The organism is Nitrospirota bacterium, from assembly GCA_016180645.1.
Lineage (GTDB): Bacteria > JACPQY01 > JACPQY01 > JACPQY01 > JACPQY01 > JACPAV01.
This window is the reverse complement of sequence record JACPAV010000034.1, coordinates 26,117-50,593: the sequence shown is the minus strand read 5'-3', so window position 1 is coordinate 50,593 and position 24,477 is coordinate 26,117. Positions and strand designations below refer to the sequence as shown.

The 24,477-nt window shown below is 61.7% G+C and carries 21 protein-coding genes; 12 read left to right on the top strand and 9 right to left on the bottom strand.

Features of this window, described 5'->3' with window-relative positions:
- Positions 1 to 57: 57 nt before the first annotated feature.
- The 6 genes from HYT87_17340 to HYT87_17315 form a co-directional block, all read right to left on the bottom strand.
- Positions 58 to 783 (bottom strand): hypothetical protein, encoded by a 726-nt coding sequence (locus tag HYT87_17340; protein ID MBI2061507.1) that lies wholly within the window; start codon positions 781 to 783, stop codon positions 58 to 60.
- Between the two features lie 42 nt (positions 784 to 825).
- Positions 826 to 2,325: a hypothetical protein gene (locus tag HYT87_17335; GenBank protein MBI2061506.1), complete on the bottom strand. Its 1,500-nt coding sequence runs from the start codon at positions 2,323 to 2,325 to the stop codon at positions 826 to 828.
- A gap of 716 nt (positions 2,326 to 3,041) precedes the next feature.
- Entirely contained in the window at positions 3,042 to 3,581 is a 540-nt protein-coding gene (locus tag HYT87_17330) for a methyltransferase domain-containing protein (protein MBI2061505.1), read from the bottom strand.
- 19 nt (positions 3,582 to 3,600) lie between these two features.
- A complete protein-coding gene (locus HYT87_17325; GenBank protein ID MBI2061504.1) occupies positions 3,601 to 4,737 on the bottom strand; it encodes an NAD-dependent epimerase/dehydratase family protein in 1,137 nt (378 codons plus the stop codon).
- 153 nt (positions 4,738 to 4,890) lie between these two features.
- Positions 4,891 to 6,078, bottom strand: coding sequence for a glycosyltransferase (locus HYT87_17320; GenBank protein MBI2061503.1), 1,188 nt, complete (start codon positions 6,076 to 6,078; stop codon positions 4,891 to 4,893).
- Positions 6,079 to 6,082: 4 nt separating this feature from the next.
- Positions 6,083 to 7,132 carry a class I SAM-dependent methyltransferase gene (locus tag HYT87_17315; GenBank protein ID MBI2061502.1) on the bottom strand — a complete coding sequence of 350 codons (1,050 nt, stop codon included), beginning with the start codon at positions 7,130 to 7,132 and terminating at the stop codon, positions 6,083 to 6,085.
- A 97-nt stretch (positions 7,133 to 7,229) separates the two neighbouring features.
- On the opposite strand from HYT87_17315, the gene HYT87_17310 reads away from it, so the two are divergent.
- From HYT87_17310 to HYT87_17285, 6 genes are all read left to right on the top strand, one after another.
- Positions 7,230 to 8,366 carry a glycosyltransferase family 4 protein gene (locus HYT87_17310; GenBank protein ID MBI2061501.1) on the top strand — a complete coding sequence of 379 codons (1,137 nt, stop codon included), beginning with the start codon at positions 7,230 to 7,232 and terminating at the stop codon, positions 8,364 to 8,366.
- Positions 8,363 to 9,505, top strand: coding sequence for a glycosyltransferase family 4 protein (locus HYT87_17305; GenBank protein ID MBI2061500.1), 1,143 nt, complete (start codon positions 8,363 to 8,365; stop codon positions 9,503 to 9,505). The genes HYT87_17310 and HYT87_17305 overlap by 4 nt, the downstream gene beginning before the upstream one ends.
- Positions 9,506 to 9,625: 120 nt before the next feature.
- Positions 9,626 to 11,356, top strand: a complete 1,731-nt coding sequence (locus HYT87_17300; protein MBI2061499.1) for a hypothetical protein — start codon at positions 9,626 to 9,628, stop codon at positions 11,354 to 11,356.
- Between the two features lie 182 nt (positions 11,357 to 11,538).
- The gene (locus HYT87_17295) at positions 11,539 to 12,162 is read left to right on the top strand and encodes a methyltransferase domain-containing protein (GenBank protein MBI2061498.1); all 624 of its coding nucleotides are present in this window, start codon (positions 11,539 to 11,541) and stop codon (positions 12,160 to 12,162) included.
- Positions 12,159 to 12,881 (top strand): glycosyltransferase family 2 protein, encoded by a 723-nt coding sequence (locus HYT87_17290; protein MBI2061497.1) that lies wholly within the window; start codon positions 12,159 to 12,161, stop codon positions 12,879 to 12,881. Before HYT87_17295 ends, HYT87_17290 begins: the two co-directional genes overlap by 4 nt.
- A 200-nt stretch (positions 12,882 to 13,081) precedes the next feature.
- The gene (locus HYT87_17285) at positions 13,082 to 14,605 is read left to right on the top strand and encodes a hypothetical protein (protein MBI2061496.1); all 1,524 of its coding nucleotides are present in this window, start codon (positions 13,082 to 13,084) and stop codon (positions 14,603 to 14,605) included.
- Positions 14,606 to 15,016: 411 nt separating this feature from the next.
- On the opposite strand, the gene HYT87_17280 is transcribed toward HYT87_17285, so the two are convergent.
- The 3 genes from HYT87_17280 to HYT87_17270 all read right to left on the bottom strand — a co-directional run bounded on the left by HYT87_17280 (position 15,017) and on the right by HYT87_17270 (position 18,782).
- Positions 15,017 to 16,585, bottom strand: coding sequence for a hypothetical protein (locus tag HYT87_17280; protein MBI2061495.1), 1,569 nt, complete (start codon positions 16,583 to 16,585; stop codon positions 15,017 to 15,019).
- The gene (locus HYT87_17275; GenBank protein MBI2061494.1) at positions 16,582 to 17,757 is read right to left on the bottom strand and encodes a glycosyltransferase; all 1,176 of its coding nucleotides are present in this window, start codon (positions 17,755 to 17,757) and stop codon (positions 16,582 to 16,584) included. The genes HYT87_17280 and HYT87_17275 overlap by 4 nt, the downstream gene beginning before the upstream one ends.
- 101 nt (positions 17,758 to 17,858) lie before the next feature.
- Positions 17,859 to 18,782 carry a glycosyltransferase gene (locus tag HYT87_17270; GenBank protein MBI2061493.1) on the bottom strand — a complete coding sequence of 308 codons (924 nt, stop codon included), beginning with the start codon at positions 18,780 to 18,782 and terminating at the stop codon, positions 17,859 to 17,861.
- Positions 18,783 to 18,931: 149 nt separating this feature from the next.
- Here HYT87_17270 and HYT87_17265 point away from each other — a divergent pair, with 149 nt between their 5' ends.
- Genes HYT87_17265 through HYT87_17240 form a run of 6 tightly spaced genes read left to right on the top strand, consistent with a single transcriptional unit; the run spans position 18,932 to position 24,459 of the window.
- On the top strand, positions 18,932 to 19,558 hold the full coding sequence (locus HYT87_17265; protein ID MBI2061492.1) for a winged helix-turn-helix transcriptional regulator: 627 nt from the start codon (positions 18,932 to 18,934) through the stop codon (positions 19,556 to 19,558).
- Positions 19,542 to 20,381 (top strand): ABC transporter permease, encoded by an 840-nt coding sequence (locus HYT87_17260; protein ID MBI2061491.1) that lies wholly within the window; start codon positions 19,542 to 19,544, stop codon positions 20,379 to 20,381. Before HYT87_17265 ends, HYT87_17260 begins: the two co-directional genes overlap by 17 nt.
- Before the next feature lie 4 nt (positions 20,382 to 20,385).
- A complete protein-coding gene (locus HYT87_17255) occupies positions 20,386 to 21,672 on the top strand; it encodes an ABC transporter ATP-binding protein (protein ID MBI2061490.1) in 1,287 nt (428 codons plus the stop codon).
- Positions 21,665 to 22,978: a glycosyltransferase gene (locus HYT87_17250; protein MBI2061489.1), complete on the top strand. Its 1,314-nt coding sequence runs from the start codon at positions 21,665 to 21,667 to the stop codon at positions 22,976 to 22,978. Before HYT87_17255 ends, HYT87_17250 begins: the two co-directional genes overlap by 8 nt.
- 16 nt (positions 22,979 to 22,994) lie before the next feature.
- Positions 22,995 to 23,999 (top strand): GDP-mannose 4,6-dehydratase, encoded by a 1,005-nt coding sequence (locus HYT87_17245; GenBank protein MBI2061488.1) that lies wholly within the window; start codon positions 22,995 to 22,997, stop codon positions 23,997 to 23,999.
- A gap of 10 nt (positions 24,000 to 24,009) precedes the next feature.
- On the top strand, positions 24,010 to 24,459 hold the full coding sequence (locus HYT87_17240) for a dTDP-4-dehydrorhamnose 3,5-epimerase family protein (GenBank protein ID MBI2061487.1): 450 nt from the start codon (positions 24,010 to 24,012) through the stop codon (positions 24,457 to 24,459).
- Positions 24,460 to 24,477 lie beyond the last annotated feature (18 nt).

Here is a 24,477-nt window from a genome sequence, read left to right as displayed (position 1 = left end):
ATTCTCACTCGCCGAGATGCGCGACAGTGTGACTGGGTCATTCATGGGTTCGCCTTTTCAATTCGGAGCCGGCACGGCCGGTCCGTCGGCTGAAGACGGGGAGTCTGGGGGGGATTCGCGGCGCGAGAAAAGCCGCTTTGAATCGAGCGTCAGTCCAACGGTTCCCTGGAAGCTAGGTCCTTTTACGAGGCCGAGCCCCGTGTCCAGCATGTATCCGGCCTCAATAAACACTCGCTTCTCTTTGCCCATCGCAATCCCCCCTACGGCCCCGAGGAGATGGTGGTTTCCCAGGGTGTCGGCTAGGCGCAGGACATATCGAGGCGAGCCATACACGCTGAACCACTCGGATGGATCGTAGCTGGCATAGATCGGGAAATAGAGATCCCACCAGTTCACGTCCCGCCCCGAGTAGTCCACACCGAAACCCGCAGCCAATCCCGTGTCCGATGCGGGCTCTCGTCCATGGAATTGATATTTCGCGTCCGCGAGGATGCCTCCTACAAAGTACTTGAGTCCGACATCCAGGCCTGGCCAGACACCCAGGCGGGCCATGGACTCAACCACCGGTAGGACAAAATCCTCGTCCCCTGCACCGGGGTCACTTGATTCGACATGGACCCCCGTCACCCCTGCGGCCCCAACGACCACAACCTGACCTTGGGGCAACGTGCGGGCCGTCTGGAGTGCGGACATGGAGGCGCATCCCCCAATGAACACCGGCGCAAAGGCGGCGGGCAGGAATGCCCATGCGATGCGTTTTCTCGTTCCCATCTTGTTTCTCATTCAGAACTCCTTTCATATCCTTGTACCATCCGTTCTCCCCCTTCAGTCGGTAAGGCGAAGACAAGACTGGCGCGAAATAATCGCGCTGCTCCCGCCACGCAGAAAAGTTTCCGTGATTTTCCTCGGTCGGGGCCGCGGCGCGGCTTGTTTGAGTGGAATTTCCGCGGCGTGAATTTTTTGCGCATGCCGGTAGGCGCGTTCCTCGGCAAACGCGAGGTAGCTCTTCTGAATCGATCCCGGCGCGAGTGCGGCTTCCAGGGCGGAAACGGCGTCTGTGCCTACGGCAAATGCCTGGAGCGCTTGCTTGAGGAAGCCCCAGATCGAGTCGGTCCGGCTCAGGGCGAGGAAGACGAAGAAATCCTGCGCCTGGTAGCAAAGCGTGCCTCCCCGGTTTTCACAGACACGGTCCGCCAAGACGGAGTCTTTGAGCGAGAGTGGATCGTAATCGCTCGTGGCTTGCGGCGTGCCGCCCGCAGCCACGGTTCCAGCGAGGGCCTCGGCGGAACCCTCGGTGAACCACAGAAGGGGTTTCCCTTCCTCCCAGGCGTCTCGGAACCGCGGCCAGTTGAAATAGGAAAACTGGATCGCATGAAAAAGCTCGTGCGCGGCGGTGGTCTGGAGCACGGCCGGTTCCGACAGGCTGCGTTGGCAGATGATGAGGTGGGGCCGCCAACCGCTCGGGGCACGAACCCCATTCTGTTCCACTTGTTGCGGTTCGTATTGACCCAAGAGGTTGGGATCCGTGCAGGGCGGGGTGGTGTTCCGCAGTATCCGCAACCGGAAAGCCTGTGATCCCGAGAAGGCATCGAGCTTCGGTTCTCGGAAACCCAAGCGTCGGTACGTCTCGATCGACGCGTCGAGAGAAGTCAAGACGGCCTGAACCTGTTGAGGCGCAATCCCCTTGGGGGCAAATGCCTCGAAATACCTGCCGCTCACGGAGGCTCGCTGGGGCGCCACCTGAGGAAGCTTCTCCGGGGTCTTTCGGAATACAACGAGTTTGAGTTCCGTAGGCGTACCCGGAAGTCGGATGACGGCCGGGCTGTCGGGACCGTAGAGTTCGGCCGAACGCGCAAGCACAAACCGGCCCGAGGGATCCAAGTCTTCCCCCTCAAAATCGGTGCACCACCACAACTCCGCCAAATCCGTCGAGCACACCTCCTCCCCTGGCGCCACCCTGTCCTTCAGCGGGATCTTAATGATGAACATGTATTTGGAAACGGGGTTCGGCGCGAAGACGTGTCTTGACGCCCGCACAATGTACACGTCGCTGAATACCTCCGCCCCCTCCGGCGGGACCAAATCTTTCGGGACGGATTCCTTGGTAATCTCAACGTCGGTCGGCACCCCGCATTCTTCGGGCTTGCACTTTTGCCACTCCGAGTAATCCGTGCCCACCGATCCCGCCGGAATGATCACCTCCGAGCCGTTCGGCCCTTTTTCCACGCCGCCCTCGGGGCCGATCCGCGTAGGGCCTTTCGTTTTGTCCTGTTCCTCACACGGGCTGACGGCCAACGAAAAGAGGCACACGACAAGCCAACCCAAGCTGCGTGGAGATCCGTGTGAGATCGAAAATCGTTTTATGTCAGGCTCCTTTCAGAGACATGAGGTCAATGAGCAGCAGCGCCGGCAGGCCGGGGCCCTGTCTCGCCCCCTCTGCTACGCTTCGGCCCCCATGCGGGGACGATGAGTGGAATGATGAAGTCCTGGCATCGGGACGACGAGTGGAACCACGATACGGTCTTGGCGTCGAAGGAGGTGCTAAGGCTCGCTTCAGCAACACGGCCCTTTCACTTGGGCCTGCCGGCAGGGAGATTCCGGAACTCGGAGAATGGAGTGATGGCGGCATGACGACCGCACTGGCGGTCAACCTGGCTTTATGGACTCTAAGGATTCCCGTATCCTCTCTTGTCTCCCCCGACGACTCATAGCCCACGCTCTGGGCGATTCGGTGAAGAAAGTGGCGCTCTGCTCCCCCTTCTTCGCCCGCCGACGCTACAAAACCCGGGCCGGCATGTCAAGCAACCCCCGAAATGAAAAGCTAAATGGCATGTCAAGCGTTTCTAGCATCTTGTAAGCGTTCAGCGGTCAGCTCTCAGCGGTCAGCCTTGGATCAAGAGGAGCCGCAAGACGCGGGAGACGGGTCGTGATGCAAGACACCTGCGCGGGACGGATCGCTCCTGCCTGCGTCTTGCGTCCTGCGCCTATCTATGTCCAGAGGCTGAAAGCCGACGGCTGATGGCTGATCGCTTGCCTGGAATCTACTTGATCAGGACGAAGATCGGCTGGTACGCGCGGCGAAGGATCGGAATGCGCAGGGTCGCAACGCACCGGCTGAGCCACCGCCATTTCCAGAACGACTGCCGCGCGATGGGATCCATTTCGTCCCGGAAGCCGCTGAAAGAGAAATCGAAGTAGTAGTTTTTTTCGTGGCCTTCGACAAAATATAGGAACGACCCGCGGGTGAACGGGCGGACGTGGGTTGGATCGTCCCACGCGTTGGGCGAATCGGGGGAAGGAGCCTTGATCCAGAGCTCACCCCCGCGATTGAGAACACGGTGGCATTCGCCGATGAGCCGCGGTGCGTCCGGCACGTGCTCCACAACGCTGAAGGCGATGATCCGTTCGATGGTGTCGGACCGGAACGGGAGTCCGCCGCGGAAATCGGCGACCACGTGAATACCGGGGAGCGCCTTTCGGTCGACCCCGAAGGCCGCGGGAAACGCTTTGTTCCTGCCAGGGCCGAGTTCGACGAGCGCACTCGCCCTGGAGGTCCTTCCTCTTCCTAAGTCGGGTTGCACGGGCGAGTACCGCGCCTTCCTAGCTGGTCAGGCCCCGTTTCTCCAACTCCTTTTTGGCCTGTTCCACGCGATCCTTCGGTTGCTGGGTCCGAACCCACTCGATGAGGCGCGGGATCCACTCTTCAACCCTTACCGAGGGTTCATACCCCAAGAGGGTCCGCGCCTTGCCGATATCGGCATAGCAGTGGCGGATATCGCCCTGCCGGAAAGAGTTCAGCACCTCCGGCTCGATCGGTTTGCCCAAGGCGTGGGCCAGCAGGCGGGCCACTTCCGCAACGGAGGTGGGCCGGCCGGTGCCGATGTTAATCGCCTCGAAGTTCGCTTCGTCGCTCTCCATGGCCATGAGATTCGCCCGCGCGATGTCTTTGACGCTCACAAAATCGCGGCTCTGGAGGCCGTCCTCGTACACGAGTGGCCGATGATTATTAAGCAGTCGCGACGAAAAGATGGCGGCGACTCCGGTGTAGGGATTCGAGAGGGCCTGCCGGGGCCCGATGGCGTTGAAGTACCGGAGCGCCACGGTGGGGATTCCATACGCGCGCCCCACGCACAGACACATTTCCTCCTGAACTTTTTTCGATATGGCGTAGACGGAGGTGGAGAAGCAGGGCTTCGATTCGGGCGTCGGTACCGCTTCCGCCTGCTTCCCGCATTTTGTGCAGGCCATCTCCCACTCGCGCCGCGCGAGTTGTTCGTTCGACCGGAGCTCGGGATGTACCTCGCCGCATGTCCCGCAGCGATAAGCTCCTTCGCCATAGATCGACATGGAGGAGGCCACGAGCAGCTTCCGCACCTTGTGCTTCTTGTTCGCCAAAACATCCAGCAGGACGGACGTGCCCTGCATATTGTGCCGGCTGTAGTATTCGATTTGATACATGCTTTGGCCGACGCCGACGACGGCAGCCTCGTGGAAAATCACATCCACGCCCTTCAAAGCGGACTCCACCGTGCGCGGGTTGTTCACGTCGCCACGGAGGAATTCCGCGCGGCCGGATTTGAGCTGTTGCCTGGTCCAGTCGGGAACCTTCCGCGTCTTGCCGTGGACCTGGGGATCGAGCGCATCGAGGATGCGGACTTTGAATTTCCGCGCCAAAAGCTCGTCCACGATGTAGGAGCCGATAAAACCGGCGCCTCCCGTGACGAGGACTCGCTTAATTCCCGAGGTCATGCGCTGCTCCCTTTCAGCTTAGAGCCTCTAGCAGAATGCCGATTCGTAGGGGAGCATCTTCAGATGCTCCCTCTTGTCGGGAGGGTCTGAAGACCCTCCCCTACGCATTCTGTTAGACGTACTTAGTGTGTGTTCGGAGACTCACCGGACGCAGGCTTTTCGAGTTGGATTCCGAATTTCGCGGTAAAGCCTCTCCAAACGCCGGGTGGCATCGTGCCATGAAAATTCAGCCTCGACAAGGTGAATTCCGTTCCGGCCCATTTTCTTGAGGCCATCCCGATCGGCAAGAAGGCGGTGGAGCGTTGCAGCGAGTTCCTCGCTCGAACATCGCACAACCGCGCCGGCCTTCCATTGGGTGACGTACGAGTGGATGCCCACCCGGTCGGAGATCACGACGGGAAGCCCCCGCTGCATCGCCTCGACGGCCGAAATGGCGAAATTCTCCTGATAGGAAGGCAGCACGAACAGATCGGAATGCAGGAGAAGTGACTCCTTGTCCTCGCCCGCCACGAGTCCCAGGAAGCGGACCTCTCCGGCCACGCCCGCCCTGGCAAACATCTCCTCGACCCGCGCCCGATAGCCGTCTTCGTCCGGGCCGGCGACGAGCAGCACGAACCGGTCGCCCCTCTTCTTGAGATCGCCCAGCGCCGGGGCGAGCAGGTCCAGCCCTTTCTTGGGGTTGATGCGGGAAAGAAAAAGGAGGATCGAGTGGCCCGGCGGGATGGAATGTTTTTTCAAGAATGCTTCGCGTGTAGGAAGGCGGAGCGTTTTCCGCGCCGGCGCTCCCAGCGGGATCACGGCGTGGCGTACGGAGGGGGGCACCCACTGCGCCTCCTTCGCCTCCGCGTCGGATGTGAAGTGGAGGGCCGCGGCATGGCGGAGATTCACGCGATCGGCCAGCGCCCAGTACGCCTGCTTCCTCATCCGGTTCTGATTCAGACACCACGGGTCCAGCAGCCCGAGCGGCCGGATGATGTAGGGCACGCCGTGGACCCGTGACCAGAGACAGCCCAGCGTCGTCGGATGAGAAAACAGGGCGTGGACGTGGACGATGTCGTATTCGCGTGTGTGCAGCGCGAGCCAGACGGCCATGGAGGGGCTCGTCATGTAAGCATAGGGAGGGAGTCGGCGGAAGATCTGCGCCGGAATTCCTTCTCCGGCCCTTTTGCGCGCTTCCTCCAAAGTCGAGTTGCGATGGCCATCGGCATTCGTCGCCGCAATTTCCGCGTCCACGCCCGCCTCCCTCAGCGCGCGGCACATTTCCACCACGGCCACGCTCGGCCCTCCGTAGACCGGTGAGAGCGAGGCGATGACGTGAAGGACTCTCACCGCCCTATCGCCCGGGCTTTTCGGCGATAGCCAGGAGGCCCGGACCTTGGAGTGTACGACCGCGTCCCCCACGCAGCACGAGCCCACCGAGGGCCGATCGAGCGGCATGATGCATCATCGGTCGGATCCGGCTCGCGGCGGTTCGGGCCACGTTCAGGAGAACGGGCATCACGGCGCCCGGGGACGGGTGAGGCGCGCGCGCGCCGGTGGCGGCGGTCTTCGACGCCTGCGCCGTGCCGGTATCCGCGGCGGAGCCGTGCCCCGGCATTCCACCGTCGTTCCCCGCGCCGGATGAACTCGAACGAGCACGCATCCTCTGCCGGTGGATCAGCCCCGTCTGCGTGAGCGCGTTGACCGCAAGCCAGATCACGTATCCCGCGTCTTTCGCTTCGGTGATGTGAATCGTTTCCGGCAGGACATCGCGGACGTTCAACCTGTGCCGCGCCAGAAACGTTTTCAGAGCCCCATCCGTCCAGCGGGTGAGATGATTCGGGGGAAAATCGCCCACCTCCCTCCGAAGCCGGACCACGAACCGGCGCGCATTCGGGACACCGATGGCAAGGGTTCCGCCCCGGCGAACAAAATCGCACACCTTGCGAAGGAAGGCCGAGGGATTCTCGACATGCTCCAACGTGTGGAAGCAGGTGACCACATCGAACCTGCCGCCGAAAGCTCGGAGGGCATGATCCAACGAGCCGGCGAGGACGTGGCGGAGTCCCCGTTCGCGGGCGGCTTTGATCCCGGCCCGGCTGGAATCCACTCCATGGACGCGGTAGCCCGATTTCTTCGCCATCTCCAAGAAGGTCCCGTCTCCGCAGCCCACATCCAGCAGCGTACGATTCTTCGCGCTCTCCTGCGCGAGAAAGGCATCGAATTCCCATTTCCAACCGTACGGCTGCTCGAACTCGTCGTAAAACCCTTCGGGGATGGCCATCGGTTGGGAGAACACCAGCCCGCAGGCGCCGCATCGGAACAGACGGTACGAGGCATGCCTCCCGATTTTCCGAGAGGTCGAGGTCTCGTCACAACCGGGACATCTGAGTGAATCGCTCATCGACGCGCTTGGAAACTTACCTCACCGCACTCTTCGATGCAAAGTAGGGCCTGGACCGGCTTTGCAAGGAAAAACCACATGGGCTATTTTCGCGGGCATGAAAGCAGCCGTGATCGGTCGCGACTTCCCCCCGAAACTCGGAGGCCTGGCCGACTGCACGTACTGGCTGGCGAAGACGCTCTCGGACCATGTCTCGGTGGACGTGATTGCCCAGCCTGCGGGCGGCGACCATCGGCGCGAGCCGTTTGCTTTTCATCCTTTCACTCGCTGGAACTGGGGAGGGACGGCGGCTTTCCTGCGGCTTCTTGGACGGATCGGGCCCGACACGGTGATTCTGAACCTCAATTTGTACATGTTCGGACGCCACGGCATCTGCTTCTACCTCGTTTGCTGGATGCTGATCTGGAAATACGCGATGCGGGGCCGATTGATCGTCAATTTCATCGAGTTGTACGCCGAGCCGGCCCGGCTCAAACATCGTCCGATCAGTTTCCTTCAGAAGACCCAGGCCCGGATCCTGGCGCATGCAGCCGATTCGAGCGTCGCCTCCCACGCGCAGTACGGCGATATCCTGCGGGAATGGCTGGGGCGAAACGGGACGGTTCAGGTGATTCCCGTCGGGGGAAATATCCCGCCGGTCTCGATGGGCGAGGGCGAACGCGAGAGTCTTCGAACCCGCCTGGCCGTCTCCGCTACGTACCTGGTCGGAACCTTCAGCAACCTCTGTGCCTCGCCGATTCTGATCGACGCCCTGAAAACGCTTCGAGAGCGCGGCCTGTCCGTGGCTTACGTCCTGATCGGCGATGCGCAACGATTGCACGCAGCCGACTGGGCCCTGTTGACGCGCGAGGCTTCCCGGCCCGATTCGGGCCTCGTCATCGGACAAACCGGTTTCCTGGATCCGAAGGAAGTGTCCAAGCGACTTCAGTGCCTTGACGTGTACGCGTACCTGGACCACCGCCTCATGACCAAGAGTGGAACGGTCATGGCGGCCCTCGAACACGGCCTGCCCGTGGTGGCCTTCCACGACGACGCCCTCCCGGCCCCGTTTGTTCACGGCGAGAACATCGTGATTGCGGGCCCGCCCGATGCCCTGGCTCTGGCGGACACCCTCGAACGCGTGCTGAAGGACTCCGATCTCCGCGGCAAGCTCGCCCGCGAGGGCCGCGCACTATACGAGAAGGAATTCGATTGGCCGGTGATCGGCGGGCGGTTCATGAAACTGCTGTCATGAGCAAGCCGCTCCCTGTTCTCTATGTCACGTCGAATGGATATTGCATGGGCGGCGTCGAGACCAGCCTCGAAACGCTCATCCGATTTCACTCCAAGGCCATCGAACCGCACGTCGCCTTCCTCACACCGGGGTTCGTGGTCGACCGCATGCGCAACCTTCGACCGGGCATCACCGTCGTCGATTGCCGGGCCGGGCGCCTCCGGGACCCGATCAAAGGGGCCAAGACCGTTCTCTTGCTGCGACGGCATATCCTCGCCCACGGCATCAAGGTTGTGGTCGCCAACGGCGTGCATCCTTTCGCATACGCCTCCCTCGCGGGGAAGTCTGCCGGCGCGAGAACCGTTCTCCATCCTCATGCGGCCATCGGCGGTCACGAGCTGTCGGGCCGGTGGGTGAAAGGGTCGTCCCGCCTTCCCGCGGACCTTGTTGTAGCGACTTCACGGCGCAATCGCGATCGCCTGGATGATTTTTTCAAGGGCCGAAGGAACATCAAGATTATCTATTACGGCATCGACCTCGAACCGTTCCGTCGAGCGGACGAAGCGCGGGTCTCCGCGCGGCGGGAACTCGGGATTCCCTTGGAGGCCCCCGTCGTTCTCCTTTCCGGGAGGGTGACTCCCTGGAAGGGCCAGCACGTCCTGATCAAGGCCGCGCCCGAAGTCCTCCGCCGCTTCCCCCAGGCGCGGTTTCTCTTCGTGGGGGGGACCACCTTCAAAGAGGATTTTCCTTACGAGGAGAGTTTGCATCAACTCGGGCGCGACCTCGGAATCACATCGTCCCTCCTGTTCACCGGGTTCCGGACCGACGTGCCGCGCTTCTATGCGGCGGCGGACATCGTCGTCAACACCTCCGTGCAGGCGGAGGGATTCGGCATTGTGATGATCGAGGGTTCCGCGGCGGGCAAACCCGTGCTCGCCAGCCGGATCGGCGCGCCGGAGGAAATCGTGCGCGACGGTGAGACCGGTTTCCTTTTCCCGGTCGGCGACCACGCGGCTCTAGCCGACCGCGTCGTCCAACTGCTTTCCGATTCCCATTTGCGGCGAACTCTCGGCGAGCGGGGGAAGAAGGAGGCCTTCTCCCGTTTTTCCGCCGAACGGATGGCGCGCGAATTCGAAAATGCCTATGACGAGTTGGTGTAGCCCGGAAAATGGAAAAGGGGACATTCTGCTTTTTCGTTTGCACCTTGTGACCCGCCGAACCGGGAGCGAAAAAGTAGAATGGCCCCTTTTCCCCCGCCGCGAAGGACCTCAGGAGGCGAGTTGAAGCGGATCGAATCGCTCACTGTTGTTCTGTTGGCGGCGGCGGGAATATGCACATTCCCTCCTGTCATGACGCGGCTCTACGCTGCGCACCACTCTCCGGGAACGGCCGTCGAGTTGTACATCACGGCTCTTGTCTGCCTGATATCGGCCGGCATGGTGTGGACGGCCGGGCAGAAGCCCAGACTTTGGGCGTGCCTGGGATCTGATCCCCGTCCACGACTCCTGAAAATCGCGGCGGTCGTTCTGCTTGGCGCGTGCAGTCTGAACTATCTCGCCGCCCAAATCGCACGACTTCGCTCCCCTTTCTTGGGAAGTGATTTCGGTTCGACGCTCTTTACGCACGCTTGGCGCTACGCGGTCGGTTTGCCAATCTACTGCAATCCCGAGGAATGCCCTGTTGTGGGCGGCTATAACCCATTGTACATGGTGTTGACGGGACTGCTCCTTCGAGTCACAGGGCCGGCCCTTTGGGTTCCAAAGGCGATTTCGGCCGTTTCGATCATCGGGACGGCCCTACTGATTTTTTGGCACCTGATTGCAACTGAGCGCAGCCGCATGGCGGCATGGCTAGGTGGTTTGGCTTGGTTGGCCGCTTTCGAGGTCACCGGTCGCTGGTACGACTTGCCCCGTGTGGATCCACTTCTCACGTTTTGCTGGATGGCCGGATTTGTCCTTATGCACAGGGGAAGGGCTTCGCGACTCTTGGGCGTCACCTTTCTTGTGCTGGCGTACTGGACAAAGCAAAATGCCCTCGCTGCGGTGGCCGGTGGGTTCGCTTGCATGTGGGTATTGGGCACTCGAAGGGCCACGCATTGGCTCCTTGCCGCGATTCTAGTCGCCCTTGAGATCACCGTACCTTGGATGTTTCTCAACTGGAGCACCTCAGGCTGGTTCAAGTTCTGGACCCTTGACATCGTGGTCGCCTCCGACGGGCTTTACCACGGCTTCTCGCCGCTCCGAGCATCATTCTTCTTTTGGGTCAGACAAGCCCCCCTCTGGCTCTTGGTCGCCTCGCTGGTGCGCCCACGCACCCCTCCCGACCGGCTCTTCATCCGCTCATGGTGGTTGATGACGGCATGCGCGCTGATCATGGGGCTGAGCGGCATTTGGCATGTCGGTGGATGGGTTAATTCGCTCATACCCCTCGAGGCTTTCTTGTGCCTTGGTGTTGGGCATGCCTTCGCCGGCACGGCACGCATTCAGCCGAGCCGATTTGCACTCTGGCAATCGTCTGGCATCCTCCTGCTGATCGTGCTGCTGGGCGTGGCATGGTTCCCCTGTCGGCTGGACCACCTGATGCCCGTGGCAGCGGTTCTGAAACCATATCGCCAGGATTCGACAGTCGACCGCTTAGTCGAATCGATCGCGTCCTACCCACGCGATGTTTGGGTACCAGAATCCCCTGAATTCGCCCTTCTTGCGGGGAAAGCGGCCTTCGACACTGCGGCCTACCTGAATGACTATAGAAGGGATCGATTCCCGCTACCGAATCGCCTCTACCGGTTGATCTCGAGCCAGACATTCGACGCGGTGTTCTTGAGTGAGGGGCGAAGACCCGTCCAAACTCGGCAGGGTCCAATGTTCGGTGGATTCAACCGGGAAGCATACCACTTCTCGGCTTTTCCCCCGGATTTCGTTCGCTTGTTCATCGAGAAGTACAAGTTGAAGGATCAACCGATCAGTGGATGGGACGTCTACATTCCCCGCCGGGACACGCGATCCGAGTAAGCCGCGCGATTGACAAGGCGATAGCGGCCTGTTACTTTTCGCCCCCGGCTCGCGTAATTGACTAAGAGCGTCTAACAGAATGCGTAGGGTCTTCAGACCCTCCCGACAAGAGGGAGCATCTGAAGATGCTCCCCTACGAATCGGCATTCTGTCAGAGGCTCTAAGAACGGATGTCCAAGGCCATGTTACGTGCAACCTTTCGGTCGATTCTCCAGCCGCTGGTATCTTCCCGCACAGCCCGGCTCGCCCGTTTGTTGGCGGCTGAGCTTTCGCCGGGAGACCATGTGCTCGATGTCGGGTGCGGGGATCTTCTGGTCGGGCAGCAGATCACGCATCTCTTGAAAGTCCAGTGGACGGGCGTGGACATACTCGAATACCACCGAACCGGTCTGCCGTTTCATAGGTACGATGGTCGAACTCTCCCCTTTCCCCCAAACCACTTTTCAACTGTTCTTCTTTCATTTGTCCTCCACCACTGTGAAGACCCTGACGCGATCTTGCGGGAGTGCGTGCGCGTGTCCAGCTCGAGGTTGTTGATGGTGGAAGATATCCCCGAGGGCCGCATGGAGATCGCGTTGGCCAAGGTTCACGACTACCTCGCAAACAATCTGACCCAGGAAGGGATTCCGCGTCCGTATCGGTTCAAATCCCTGGCCGGATGGCAGTCCAGCCTAGCCTCGCTTGATCTGGATGTTGTCCGGATCAGGCCTCTCCACACGCATCCGCTTGCCTTTGTCAAGCAATCGCTGCTCGTGGCCGCCAAGAAAGCGAGCCCCAACCCGCCGGCGTCGACCGTCCTCCCATGAAACCGTGCCTGTTGGTGCCTGCCCACAATGAGTCGGCTCTCCTGTCGCAAACCGTGGAGAACCTCACCCGCACGTTCAACGGGCACGGCATCTCGCATCATGTTCTGATCGTCAACGACAACAGCACCGACGACACGGGGTTGATCGCAAATGAACTGGGCAGGCGCTATCCCAACGTCAGCACCGTGCATCGCCACTCGGAACCTGGCCTGGGGATGGCCCTGCGCGAAGGGTTTGCCCGCATGATCGGAGACGCGGTGGTCATCTGCATGGCCGATGCCTCCGATGATCCGGAAGATGCCGTGGCCTATGTGCGCGAACTGGAGGCAGGTTACGATTGTGTTTTCGGATCCCGATTTGTTCCAGGAGCGGTAGTAGAGAACTACCCTTTCCACAAACTGGTTCTTAACCGCATCGGAAACAAGATGATGCAGATCATGTTCTGGTCGGCCCACAACGACCTTACCAACGCATTCAAGGCGTATCGCCGCGAAGTGATTGAGGCGGTTCAGCCCCTCATTTCCAAGCGATTCAACATCACCGTGGAGATTCCCCTCAAGGCGCTTATTCGGGGCTTCAAAGTGGGCACCGTGCCGACTCACTGGTATGGACGGGAAGCGGACCGGTCCAAGTTCGCGATCAGGGAGATGGGAAGCCGCTACTTGTTTACCCTCCTATACGTGTGGCTGGAAAAACATTTGCTGCGCGGAGACTACTGACCGCATGAAAGAGGGTCCGGAGATGCGACACCGGATGCCGATTTCCACCCCCTGGCCCTCCTTCGCCCCAATGAACATCGATCATCTCTGCCGGAAGTTCCACTACGAGTTGCTCTGCCTCCAGCGACGCCCGGACTTGCCGGCCTCCTCTATCCCTCACACGAAACTCTCGATCAGAATCCCCGTTAATCCCACCTAATATGCTGGCGTCAATAGGCGGGCACGGAGTGGACCGCAAAGACGTCAAGAGTCTCCTTCTCCTTCTCCTCCTTTTCGCGGCCTCGCGCGCGGTCCTCTACCACGTTCGTCCCTTCTTCTATGACGAACCTCTCCAGTCGTTCATGCAGTTTCTCGATCCGGAAATTCTCCGCTCCGATCTCCTGCAAGGGCTCCTGCATATGCACAGTCAGCCTCCCTTGTTCAACTTGCTTTTGGGTCTGGTTCTGAAAGGAGCGCCGCAAGGGTACGATCTCATCGTCTTCGCTTCGATGTACTTCATCCTGGGAGCGATGGTGGCCGTGCTCACCTTCGGCCTGATGAGGTCGTTCGGCGTTTCAAGGGCGGTCTCGCTGATCCTGACCCTCGCCCTCGTCCATTCCCCGCTCATGCTCAAAGCGGAACGGTGGCTGTACTACGGATTGCCCCTCGCCGCGCTCCTTTGCGCCATGGCCGTGACGGTCCACCGTTTCGCGCAGACCGGAAAGTCGAAATGGTTTGCGATTTCGCTCCTGCTGGCCGCCGTCGTCGTTCTCACGAGAAGTTTCTATCACCTCATCGTCTGGATGGGGCCCATCGCCGTTTTCCTACTCTATCTGACCACCCGGCGCGCGCCGGACCGTGTGCGGCTCCACACCGCACTGACCCTCATCTTCGTCCTGGCGGCGGGCAGCCTCTATGTTCGAAATTACGTTTGGCTGGGCATGTTCACGTCCAGTACCTGGCAGGGCGGGAATCTGTTCGGGATGACCGCCTACGTTGCGGCGGACGAGAAGGAGAGGCTTCTGGCCGAGGGGAAAATCACCCCCCTGGTGGGCATCTATCGCTGGGCGCCGCCTCAGGCGTTCATCGACTACTACGGCACGGCCCCCCACACGGGGATCGAAGTGCTCGATGCGCCGTGGAAACGAAACGGCTACGGGAATTGGAACAACCTCATCTATCCGCGGGCCTCGCAGGAGTACCAGCGGAATGCCGTCACCCTCGTAAAAGAATACCCCGCCAAATACGCGCTGGCGGTCCTGAACGCCCTCTATATTTTTTTCGGCAACAAGAACGACCGTTTCTTCTGGGAATTTGACGACTGGGGAACCCTTCGGACCGATTCCATCCTCCGCTCGATGGCGGATGTCTCCGTGATTTATCTCGTGCCGTTGATCGGGTTGGCGGTCTTCGTGACTGCACTCTACGCATGGACACGCCGGTTGATCTCCGGCCTGCGTTCGTTCGACGATCCATCAACCCGCGCGGGAACCGCCCTGTCCGCATTCGCCCTGTTCAATATCCTGTATGCTTTTGGGATCTCCAGCCTGCTGGAGTTGAAGGAGAATTGCTTCTACCGAATTCCAATCGATCCCTTCCTTGCCGTGGGTGTGGGTCTCTTCGTCGATGGAATCTTCAGGCGGGCACGGGCAAAGCCACCCATCCCTTTTTCCGCATGCGCGACAGCACCCACAGGCATGCCGCAAGGGAAGCCACAGGAATGGGGGTCTGAACTTGATTCTTGACTGACTCGACTGTTCTGCACCGGCAAGAATGCGTCCGGAAATGTCCAGAAATGCCAAATGAGCCGGTTCGTTGCCTGGGAGCAAGCAGCGTGTAGGGGAGCAGCTTTAGTCGTTGCCTGGGAGCAAGCAGCGTGTAGGGGAGCAGCTTTAGCTGCTCCCAAGCAGGGAGGACCTGAAGGTCCTCCCCTACGGCAGGTGAGTTTCCGGATGCATTCTAAGAGCGTCTAACAGAATGCGTAGGGGAGGGCCTTCAGGCCCTCCCGACAAGAGGGAGCATCTGAAGATGCTCCCCTACGAGGAGCCCGAACACGGGAGGATAGCAAGTCGTAGGGGCGGATCTTTAGATCCGCCCGTATTGGGAGCATCTGAAGATGCTCCCCTACGAATCGGCATTCTGTTAGAGGCTCTAAGTCACAAGTCAAGCTCTGACCTTCCGCTCTCGGCCGCCTCCAAACTCGCGGCGGATTCGTTCTCGGCCCTCTTCGCCATCGCGGCAAGAAGGATCCCCGTCCCCGACCAATAATAGAAAGCGAACACCGGGTCCCGCTGCTCCAGGCCGAGCCCCAAGTCGATCAAATGAACGAAGAGCGGGAAGATCAGCAGCCTCCTCCAGCCGGTCGACGGATGGGACCGAGCTTCCCGAAGAATGAGCAAAAGAAATGTCACCTTCAGAAGATAGTAGAGGACGAGGCCGGGCACGCCGAGTTCCGTGACGATCTCATCGCCCACGCCCTGCTCCGCTCCCAGCGCGGAACGGACGCTGGAGGTCGCGTACCGGGCGCCGATCCGGCCGGCCAGGTTGGTTCGGAATCCGGCCCCAACTCCAAGAAATCCCCCCCTGAGATCCTCCACCGCTTTGAGCGGTCCGCTTGCGATGATCCCCATTCGGGTGAAAAACTCGCGCGATTCGTTGGCCTGTCCCGCTTCCGTTCCCGTGAATCGTCCAAAGGCATGGTTGCGGATTTCCTTATTCATGACCGCGGCCCCAAGCCCCAGGAGGACCATCGCGCCCGCCCACAGAACCGGACCCCGCCGCGGAAGACGGAGGTTCCTCCTGGAGCCGAAGATCAGGGCCAGGATGACGGCGAACATGACCGCCGCGCCCCGCGATTGGGACGCCAGGACTCCGAAGAGGACCAGGAGGATGGTCGGATAGGGGAGCCATCTCAGGAAGCGAACCTCATGCTCACGCGCGGTCAGAAGAATCAGCGCCATCGCAGCCACGAGGGTGATGTAGGCGTTAAACTGGGAGATGGACGGAAAGCTGCCGGTGGGACGTGTGATCATGAGTCCGAAGAAGTGGCCGAAAGCGGAACCGATCCCCTCTCCACCGTAAGGATCGAGGTTGATCAGGTCCCAAGGCTCGTGAAAGAACTGGACGACGCCCAAAACGAGAGGGGCCGCCGCCACAATGACCTGGAACTGGAAATACCGGATCCAGTCCTTTTCATCCCGGCACACTTGAGGGACGACCAGAAAAAGCGGCATCATGAAAAGCCGCTGAAAAACGCCGACCCCCCCGATCCACGCGTCCGGCAACGCCGGATTGAAGGCCTGAACAAGCACCCAGCCGACATAGAGAAGGAGCAGAAGCGAGAGCCGGCTGGGAACAATCATCTTCACCTTCCCCGTACCCCATTCCACCATGAACCGGAGATAAACGGCGGCCAGCAGGAGATACTTCAAGGCGTACACCGCCGGCTGCCGATCCGGAAAAACCCACTTCCGGAGGGCGCCCTCCCCCACCACCACCAGCGTCGCTATCGTCAGCGCAAAGCGCCACGGGAGGGCCGCCAGAGCAACGAGGGCAACCACCCCCATGGCCAGGTTGGCCCACAGACCTCCCCCTTGGCCCAGCTGATAGGCCCCGGCCCGCCAACCGAGGTAAACCAGGAGCACGGCCATGCCCACTTTGAGGAGGCGCTCGTTCCCCGCCACCTTCTCCGCGGCGGCGCGAACATGGAGTCCCAATCGTTTCATCTTGTGGAAAGCACCTCGTGGAAAAGTTTCTCATACTCCGGCACACGGCGCGAGAGAGAAAAATCTTCGGCTCTCCTTCTGCCGTTTCCGGCGAGCCGTCTCAGCACGTCCTTCCGCGGCAGGAGCCGGCGAAGCGCCTCCGCCATCGCATGCGGATCATCGGGCGGCACCAACCAGCCTGACTTGCCGTGCTCGATGATTTCCCGCGGACCGAAGTCGCAGTCCGCCGCCAGGACCGGCAACCCGGAGGCCATGGCCTCCACCAGGACGAGGCTGAAGGTCTCCCACCGGCTGGGCAGAACAAAGAGATCCGTTTGCGCCGCGTATTTCCAGGGATTCTCCAGGTTACCCGCAAACCAGACGCGGTCGGACAGGCCGAGCGATGCGGCCAGCGCGCGCACGGCCTTTTCCTGCGGTCCCGACCCCAGAACGGCGAGCCGGGGCGCCCGGATTCCCCGGAACTCGGCCAACGCTCGAACCAGCACGTCGTATCCCTTGGTGTCCACGCACCGCTGTCCCACGGAGGCCACCGAAACGACGGGCGTCGTCCCCCTCCGCCACGGCCATTCGATCCGCTCATGGGACATTTCCCGCACCCGGCCGAGATCCACGGGGTTCGGGATCCAGCGCGATTTTCCAGCGGGCAGCCCGTAGGTCTTGACCAGATCCTCCGCTCCGCCCCGAGAAGGTGAAACCACGGCATCCGCCCACGCGTACAGGTGACGAATGTACCATTCCATGGGCAGCCCGCAAAAACTGAATCGCTCGCGCGTGTAGCGCCGGAAGGCCGTCAAATTGGTGTGGTAGGAAAGAAGGGTCCGCGCGCGCCGCCCGCTCCTCCTCAACAAGGCCGCATAAATGTTGGAGACCTCCAAGGCCGACACCACCAGGTCGATCCGATTCTCCTCCACAACCTTTTGAAGCCGTCGATAAGCAAGGAATCGCCCGAGCCTCCAGGATTCGCCGGGCCGGCGGAGGGCATGCACGGGAAGGTCGCCCGGCCACTGACCCAGCAGCGTCGAGTCCCCGTGGACAACGGCCAGCCGCGGTTCGAATCGCGCTCGATCCAGTCCCCGGGCAAGATCCACGAACACCCGTCCCGTGCCGCCGGAAAGCTGATCGATGACGAACAGCAGGCGGCGGCCCTTCTTCGGGGTGGCCATGCGATTCATGCCAAGCGCGCGATTCTATTCCCGGCGGGGCATTCGATAAAGCCGCGGTTGCCCGGTCCCCGTGGCGCCCTGCGGTCGGCCTGCTCGATGCGCCGCCGCCTTCAACGCCAGCTCCTCGGAGAACGAACGCCGCGGTTGATGAGACCGAGAACGGCCAAGAGCCTCGCCGCTTCGCCCGCGGCCGTGAGGAGCCCGCCCACGCAGCGGCGCCGCGCGACGTGACCCACCGAGAACAGCACGGTCCACGCGGACATCCCGGCCTCGCGTAAGCGGCGGGAGAGCGGGCGACGAAGACGAACTCGACTCCACCAACCTGTCTCGCTTCCCCGTTTCCAAGCCAGTCGGAGGGCCGCAGCCAAACGCAGTTCCTCCGGGGATTTCTCGTGCCAAAGCCAGGCGTCGGGAAGGAAAACCGACGCGGCCCGCGCGCGGACAAGCCAGTCGATTTCCTCTACGGGCGGGCGCACGGTTTCGTCGAACATCGCGCGGTCGAAAACATTTCGGCGGGCCGCCATGTTGCACGTGACCGGGACCACGCGCCCGTCGTCCGTGCGGGCCGGCTCCAGCACTTCCGCAAAAAGGGATTTGACCTCCTCCCGGTGCTTTCCGATGAGCGGTCCCTCCACCCGCAACCGGATGGCTCCTCCGGCCGCGTCAACGCCCGCCCTCTCCAATCCGCCGGCCAGTTCCTCCAGCCACGTCTCAGGCGCCACGGCGTCGTCATCCATGAGCGCAACGATGGAGCCCCGGCTCTCCCGAATCCCGAGGTTTCGCGCCGCGTTCGCCCCGAGAGAATCTTGCGCAAGATATGTCAATCGGCACTCCGGAACGGTCTTCGCAAATTCTTTCTCGAGGCCGGACACGCAAGCGCGCGTGGCGGGCGAACTCCCGTCGTCCACCACCATCACGTCCGTCAATCGCTTCCGCTGCGTCTGCCCGAGCAGGGAGAGCAGACATTTCCGAAGCGCCTCGGGACGGAAGCGCGTGGGAATGACGACGGATACGGTGGATCGGACGGCTTCCAAGGCGCATGATATTTACACCCCCATTTCGACAGTCGCAAACGCCCCTTGTGCTCCAACGCCGACCCTCCTTGGCCGGCAGTAGGACAAGGGCCGCACCGTCCCTGCCTGGCCTTGACTCGCCGACCACCGACGGCCATAATGTCCAATAAATGGACAATCTTCCGGAGAGGGCCTATGGGATTTTGGAACTCCTGGCCGCGGACCCCAACCTCACCCAACGAGCCCTGGCCCGGCAAAGCGGGATTTCCCACGGCCTCGCGAACATCATCCTGCGCCGTTGCATGCGGATCGGCCTCGTCAAGGCCAAGAGCGTCGATGGACGGCGGCTCCGCTACTTCGTCACGCCCCGCGGGCTGCGCCACGTCATGCAGCGCTCCGTGCAGTACGTCCAGAAAACCCTGGACTCGTACCGGACCCTGCGGCAGGGAATCGAGTCCTTGCTGAAACGATTGCAGGCCGAGGGGAAATCCCATTTTGTCGTGGTCGGCGAGGGGGATATCGTGCACATCGTCGAGGATGCGCTCAAGTCTCGAGGAGACGTGACCTTTGAGAGCGTGAGGTCATGGAACGGCGTGGCCGGAAGGAAATCGGCCCGAACGGGCAACGGACGGCGGGCGGCGGTCGATGGGTCTCCGGTGGCGATTCTCGACTGTCGCTGGAACGGCGGCGATATCGGCGTCTCGGTGCTCCATGAAATCCTTTTCAGTCCCCCGGCGCCCGGACCCGGGCATTCGCCGGAGGCAGGCGCGCAAAGCCGGCATGAACGCAACGATTGAATCAGGATCCGTCATCGACATCCACCCGACGAGCCGGTGGCGGCTTCCGGATTGGGCCGAGATCTGGAACTACCGCGAACTCCTCTACTTCCTGATCTGGAGGGACATCAAGGTCCGATACAAGCAGACCGCGATCGGCGCCGCCTGGGCGATCATCCAACCCTTTTTCACGATGGTGGTGTTCAGTCTCTTCTTCGGCAAGCTCGCGCGAATCCCTTCGGACGGCCAACCGTACCCCGTGTTCAGCTACGTTGCGCTGCTGCCCTGGACCTATTTTTCCAACGCCCTGAGCCAGTCCACCCAGAGCATCGTCAGCCACCAAAATCTCATCACCAAGATCTACGTGCCGAGGCTGATCCTTCCCCTTTCGTCCGTGGTGTCGGGCCTCGTCGATCTGGCCATCGCCTTCGGCATGCTTCTGCTCCTCATGGTCTATTTCAGGGTGGCGCCCACGGCCGCGGTATGGACCTTGCCTCTCTTCATCCTCCTCGCGATGATGACCGCGCTGGGCGTGGGCCTGTGGCTGTGCGCCTTGAACGTGAAGTACCGCGACGTGAGGTACGTCCTCGGGTTCCTGGTCCAGTTCTGGATGTTCGCCACGCCCGTGGTGTATCCGGCCAGTTTGGTGCCGGAAAAATGGCGAACGCTTTACGGCCTCAATCCGATGGCCGGCGTGGTGGAAGGCTTCCGATGGGCCCTGCTGGGCACGCCTCATCCGGCGGGCGGATTGATCGCCGTTTCGACGGCGGTCGTCCTCGCCGTTCTTGCAGGGGGTCTGCTGTACTTCCGCCGCATGGAACGAACCTTCGCGGACGTGATTTGACGCCATGCCCGAAACCGTCATCCAAGTCGAAGGCTTGAGCAAGCTCTACCGGATCGGGAGCGGCCAGGGGAACCTGTACGGCTACACCGCTCTGCGGGACGTCCTCATGGACAAGATAAAATCCCCCTTCCGCCTTCTCCGATCTTCAACGAGCCACGAGCCACGAGCCACGAGCCACGAAATAATTTGGGCCCTCAAGAACGTTTCCTTCGAGGTGAAGCCCGGCGAGGTGGTCGGCGTGATCGGGCGAAACGGCGCCGGCAAGAGCACCCTCCTCAAGATTCTCTCCCGCATCACCGAACCGACCGAAGGCCGTGCCCGGATCACGGGCCGGGTGGGCAGCCTTCTCGAAGTCGGAACCGGCTTCCACCCGGAACTGACGGGCCGTGAAAATGTATATCTCAACGGCGCCATCCTCGGCATGAGGAAGTCCGAAATTGACGCGCGGTTCGACGAAATGGTGGCGTTCGCCGAGGTGGAGAAATTCATCGACACGCCTGTAAAGTTCTACTCCAGCGGGATGTACGTGCGGCTCGCCTTCGCCGTGGCCGCGCACCTCCGTCCGGAAATCATGCTGGTGGACGAGGTCCTGGCCGTGGGAGACGTGGTCTTCCAGAAGAAATGCATGGGCAAGATGGAGCAGGTCGCCTCGGAGGGCCGCACGGTCCTGATCGTCAGCCACAGCATGAGCACCGTCAAGGCGCTCTGCCCCCGGGCGATCCTTCTGGAGCAGGGCGAACGGAAAGCCGACGGGCCCGCCAACGACGTGGTGGCCCGGTACCTCAGCATGCACCAAGTGGACGCGGCCGAAAAAACCATCCGTGACGAGGACCACCACCGCGGCGTCCGTAAATTGAGGATCCGGCGCATCCGGTTGCTGAACAGCGCGAATGGAAGCTTCAGCCTGTTCTGGAAACAGCCCATCGCGGTCGGCCTGGACATCGAAGCCCTGGAACCCCTGAAGGATGTCGCCTTCGGCGCGGGGATTCGCGCCGTGGATGGGTCCCACGTTTTCACCGTCCACCAGGACGATGACGGCGATCGGAAGCTGTGGAACTTGGATCCGGGCCGCTACACGATCGAATTCACCCTGGACAATTTTCTGCGCCCGGGGCTGTACGGACTCCACATCGGGGCGGATGTCGCCCACTCCTGGCTCCAGAACATCGTCGGTCTCGACGCCATTACTCTGGAAGTGCTGGACCACGCGGAAAACGGCGGGGTCCCGGAGGTCACGAACACGGGCATCGTGGACGGACGATCGACGTGGAAGCTGGCGCACCATGGTTGACGCCACGGTCCTCCTCGTGACCCTGACGAGCCAGCGCGGGCTCGGCCTGGCCGGCGAACCGGGGATCCAGCTCACGTGCAACCGGGACATAGACGCCACCTGGTACGAGCCGTTGTGCCGCACCTTCCGCCGCGCCCTCCGGTACGACATCTACGCCGGCGCCAATGCACGGGGAATCTCGCAAGCCAACCGCGAGATTCTCGATCTGGTGGAAACCTTTCGGCCCCGCTATCTCCTCCATATGTGCGATTTCACGGGACTGGTGACGGACACCACCCTCCAGGCCGCCCGACGGAGCGGGACCCATGTGCTGGGCTTTTTCTTCGACGACGAGGTCTTGTTCGAAACCCGATCTCGATGGATGCTGCCCAACCTCGACTATGCCGTCACCAATACGCCGTCGGTCGTCGAACCCTATCGCCGGATGGGCGCGCGCGCCCGTCTGATGGTGCCGATCATTCCCGTCAATGGATCCGTCTTTTCCAAGCTTCCCGGGGTTCCGAAGGAACACGACGCCGGCTTCGTCGGCACCTTGCACGGCGAACGGGAGCGGGCAATGGCGGACATCGCCAAGGCAGGCGCGGACGTTTTCGTCTACGGGAGGGGCTACCGGGATCCCGGTCTCTCCACGGCGGAGTTCGTGAGGGCGGTCAATCGCACGCGGGTGAATCTCAGCTTCACGTCGAACCCCAATGATCCGAATGCGCCCCACCAACTGAAAGGCCGCCTCTTTGAGATTCCGATGTGCGGCGGATTCCTCCTGACCGAGGACATGCCGCTCCTGGGAAAGTATTTCGACGTCGGCCGCGAGGTGGACGTGTTCCAATCGCCGGCGGAAGCCGCCGACAAAATCAGGTATTATCTGGCCCACGAAAAGGAAAGGGAAGAGATGGCGAACCGGGCCCACCAGAGGGCGCTGAGGCAATACGAAGCGCACGAGACACTCCGCGCGCTGTTCGAGCACCTCGAAGCGGACCTGCATCAAAACGGCCGGCCGGCGCCCGTGGCCGCGGTGGAGCAACCGAACCCCCTTCGCCGGTCGATGGCCGAACACTATTTCGCCTGGGCCCGAGCGGAACTCAGGCGGGTCGATACCCGTCGGACCCGATGGAAGGAGTATGCCGCGATGGCCCTCGAACACGATCCCGAATTGAAGGGGCCTGCAACCCTGCTCCGGAAGGCCGAGAGGTGGGGGGACCCCGAAGCGCTCCGGGGATGGCTGAAGCGGGCCGGGTGGACCGTCGAACACGTCTGCCGCCGGGCATGGGCATCGGTCACGTTCAGGATCTCCTCGGCGCTTTCGTGAAAGTGGAAGGATTGACATGAAGCCAAACGGCAAGAGGGTGGGGCCCTCGTGGAGTTCCCGCCGCGTTCTGGTAACCGGGGCCACGGGAATCGTCGGCTCCTGGCTGGTCAAAGAGCTGCTGGCCCGCGGATCCTTTGTCATCGGGCTCATCCGGGACGCCGATCCGAACTCCGAGCTGCTCCGGAGCGGCGACATCCGAAGGATCTCGGTGATCCATGGAGCGGTGGAGGACCCGGAAACCCTCGAACGGGCCATCCTCAAACATGATGCGGACACGGTGTTCCACCTCGCCGCGCAAACCATTGTGACCACGGCCGCCCGATCGCCCCTCCAGACGTTCGAGGCCAACATCCGCGGCACCTACCATCTTCTGGAAGCCTGCCGGCGGCAATCCGGGTTCGTCCGGCGGATCGTCATCGCCTCCAGTGACAAGGCCTACGGAACCCCCCCCCGGCTGCCCTATCGGGAGGACATGCCCCTCAACGGCCTCTTCCCTTACGAAGTCTCGAAAAGTTGCGCCGACCTGCTCGCCCGGTGCTACCACCGCACGTATGGGCTGCCCGTCGGCATCGCCCGGTGCGGCAACGTGTATGGAGGGGCCGACCTGAACTGGTCCCGCATCGTGCCGGGAACCATCCGATCTCTGCTTGGAGGCGAAAGACCGGTCATCCGAAGCAACGGGAAGTACGTGCGCGACTACACCTACGTCAAGGACGTCGTGCGCGCCTACCTGAGGTTGGCCGACGGGTTGGCGGAGGCGAAGATTCGAGGCGAAGCCTTCAATTTCAGCTCCGAAGAGCCGGTCACCGTGCTGACCCTCGTGCGCCGAATCGGGCGCTTGATGGGAGCCGACAACATTCATCCAAAGATCCTCGATACCGCCTCTGGCGAAATCCTGTCCCAGCACCTCAGCACCGCCAAAGCCCGGCGCCTCCTCGGCTGGAGGGCGAAGATAGGCCTCAAGGAGGGGCTTCGGGAAACCATCGAATGGTACAGGGGTTTCTTCGGGCAGACTGTATGAGGGGCGAACGATGATCCAAGGCGTGCAGATCCATCCGTTGCGCCAGATTCAGGACGAGCGGGGAAAAATCATGCACATGTTGCGGGCGGACGCCCCGCATTTCGAGAAGTTCGGCGAGATCTATTTCTCCATGGTCTACCCGGGCGTGGTCAAGGGCTGGCATTTGCACAAGCGCATGGTCCTGAACTATGCCGTTGTGTCCGGAACGATCAAGCTCGTTCTTTACGACGGGCGCGAAGGTTCTCCGACCCGCGGTGAAATCATGGAGCTATTCCTGGGGGAGGCGAATCATGTTCTCGTTCGCGTTCCGGCGCTCGTCTGGAACGGCTTCAAGGGCGTCGGCTCGGCCCCCGCCTTCGTGGCCAATTGCGCCACGGAGCCCCACGACCCCGCTGAAATTGTTCGGCTCGACCCCTCCACCACCGAGATCCCTTACGACTGGGAACTCCAAAACCGATAACGGGAGCGGATCGGCCTG